The sequence below is a fragment of the Bifidobacterium miconis genome, assembly GCF_019331735.1.
GTDB classification, from domain to species: Bacteria; Actinomycetota; Actinomycetes; order Actinomycetales; family Bifidobacteriaceae; genus Bifidobacterium; species Bifidobacterium miconis.
In genome coordinates, this window is sequence record NZ_JAHBBH010000078.1 from 1 (window position 1) to 2627 (window position 2627).

Annotated in this window: 2 protein-coding genes; one reads left to right on the plus strand and one right to left on the minus strand. The window is 66.0% G+C overall.

The annotated features are described in order from the left end of the window. Positions 1-175 precede the first annotated feature (175 nt). The gene (locus tag KIH79_RS12640; RefSeq protein ID WP_219059706.1) at positions 176-1609 is read right to left on the minus strand and encodes an MFS transporter; all 1434 of its coding nucleotides are present in this window, start codon (positions 1607-1609) and stop codon (positions 176-178) included. A gap of 559 nt (positions 1610-2168) precedes the next feature. On the opposite strand from KIH79_RS12640, the gene KIH79_RS12645 reads away from it, so the two are divergent. Beyond that, positions 2169-2627 (plus strand): histidine phosphatase family protein (locus tag KIH79_RS12645; protein ID WP_219059707.1); only part of this gene is annotated, 459 nt, incomplete at its 3' end.

Here is a 2627-nt window from a genome sequence, read left to right on the forward strand (position 1 = left end):
TCGCGCGACAGCGCGATTCCGAGACCGCGCGGACGCACCCGCAACACGCCCCATACACGGCAAAACGAAAGAACCGAAATTGGCTGGGACGGGTTTCATCGCCATGGAACCCGCCCTTACGCATTGGTGTTGTGGATCAGCGTATCGCACACCGTGTCGGCGGTTGCAGCGCGCGTCACACGCTCACGGTCGTCAGCGTCGGCGTTTCCGTGCTCGACTTGATCTGCTTGAAGCCGACGAACGCGATCACCAGCGACAGCAGCGCCAGCGTCGTGACCACCATGAATCCGCCGTGCGAGCCCATGCGGTCGATGAACTGGCCCGCGATCGCCGAACCGGCCGACGACCCGATCGAATTCATCGCGCCCATCCACGCCACGCCTTCGGTGAAGCGCGTCGGCGGCACCAGATGCAGCATCAGCTGGTTGCCGTTGATCCACGTCGGGGCCTGGCACACGCCGATGAGCAGGTAGATGATCATGATCACCCACAGGTGCTTCGCGAACATGAACGTGCCGATGCCGAGGTTCACCACGGCAAGGCAGAAGTAGAAGCGCTTCCACAGCGGGATCGTCCAGTTCTTCGCGCCGTAGAACAGCGCACCGCACAGCGAGCTGAACGAGAAGCACGCGAACACGAATCCCGTGTACTGCTTCATGTTCGCCTCGGTCGCGAACGCGATGATCGAAATGCCGGCCGCCGATTGGAACGCGCCCAGCGAGAACCACGTCACGCACACGGCGATCAGGCCCGGTCCCCAGATCGACTCCTTGCGCCCGGCCTGCACGTCGGCTTCGGCCAGGCGCATCGCCGCGGCCGTTTCCGCCTCGCCCAGCCCCTCGCTCATCGCCTTGCAGCGGGCGCGTTCCACCGCGGCCTCAGCCTGCACGGCCTTCGCGCGCGCCGCCTCGCGTTCGCGGTACTGCTTGCGCGTCATGCCGGCCTCGCGGGCGAGCACGGTCTGCGACTTCGGTTCGGTCGTGAGTTCGGTCAGGAACATGAGCGCGCCCACGATCACGCACACGCCGGTGAACGAGAACGCGAGCAAGCCGGAGATCACGGCCAGCGTCGAGGCGAGCGGGTTGCCGACCACCCACATGCACTCGTCGAACACGCCCGACAGGCTCAGCGCGCGGTCGGTGCGCTCGCGGTCGCCCTTGAGCAGCGTCGTCCAGCGGGCGCGGCTCATCGCGCCCCACGGCGGGATGGCGGCGAGGAACGGGGTGAGGCAGTACAGCACCCATTCCGGCGCGCGGTTGGTGATGGCCGTGACGAGCGCGATCGCGGAGACGATCCACACGATGATCGTCGGGATCGACACCTGCCGCTGGCCGAACTTGTCGACGAGCTTGCCGAGCACGGGGGAGACGATCGCCAGCGCGATCGCCTGGATGGCGGTGAGCATGCCGGCGAGCGAGTAGTTGCCGTAGTAGTGCTGCACGGAGATGGTGATCGTCATGCCGACCATCGGGAACGGCATGCAGGCGATGACCGAGCCGACGGCGAAGCGCGCGGTGTGGGGTATGCGGAGCAGCTCCGCATACCCGCCGAAGAGTTTGTGGTTGATGTCCTTGATTGCGCTCACTACCTGGTTGTTGCCGGTTGCCATGGCCGCTCCTTTCTGCTCACGGTTGGGTCTGAGGCCGGGCCGTCGCTTTGCGTCGCGGCGGGCGGCCTTGTTGCGTTGCCGCGCGTGTGCGATCGATTGGTTGTCGATCGATTGACGGCACGCTCCGCATGCCTTGCACGATGATGCCGTATTGCTGGTGCGGACGATGCCGGTTGGCGTCTTTTGGCTTGGTGCTTGCCGGTCGCCGCCGATGATTGGCCGCCGTCGGTTGCGCCGCGGCCGTTCGCCGGCAGTGTGATCGCCGGCGGCCGTGACCGGTGCCGCCACGGCAGTCCGCAGCCCGGCGGATCCGGCGCCCGCTCGTCCGAGGGCTCTCGTCTCCTCTCCGCCGATTACCGTTTGGTAGTTGGTTGAAGGCCGGCTTTCCCGTTACTCCCCAACGACGGTCACTGCGTCATGTTGCCGTGCCGTGGGTCAGCCGTGCGAATGCATGCGTTGCTCTTCACTTGTTTGGTCACGGCCACTCTATAGGCCGCCCCGGTCGCGACACGCGGTACAGTGAAAGAAAGCAAGGTGAATTCTGTGAAGGGAGACGACGATGCCCGCAACCACCATCCACTTCGTCCGCCACGGCAAGGTCTACAACCCCGGCCATCTGCTCTACGAACGTCTCCCCGGCTTCCACCTGTCCGACCGCGGCCGCCGCATGGCCGAGGCGACCGCGCGCTATCTCGCCAGCAATCCGCAGACCAACACCATCTCCGCCGTCTACTCGTCGCCGCTCGAACGCACGCGCGAAACCGCCGGCGCGATCATCGACGCGCTCAACGGCGTGCGCGCCGACCGCGGCCAGACCCCGCTCGAACTGCACACTGACCCTCGTGTCATCGAAGCGGGCAACGAATTCCGTGGGCTTCGCATCGGCCACGGCGAAGGCGCGCTGTGGCGCAACGGCAACTGGAAACTCGTGCTCAACCTGTACAAGCCGAGCTGGGGCGAATCGTACCGTTCCATCGCCGCGCGCATGAGCGAGTTCGCGCGCGAAAAGGTCGCGCAG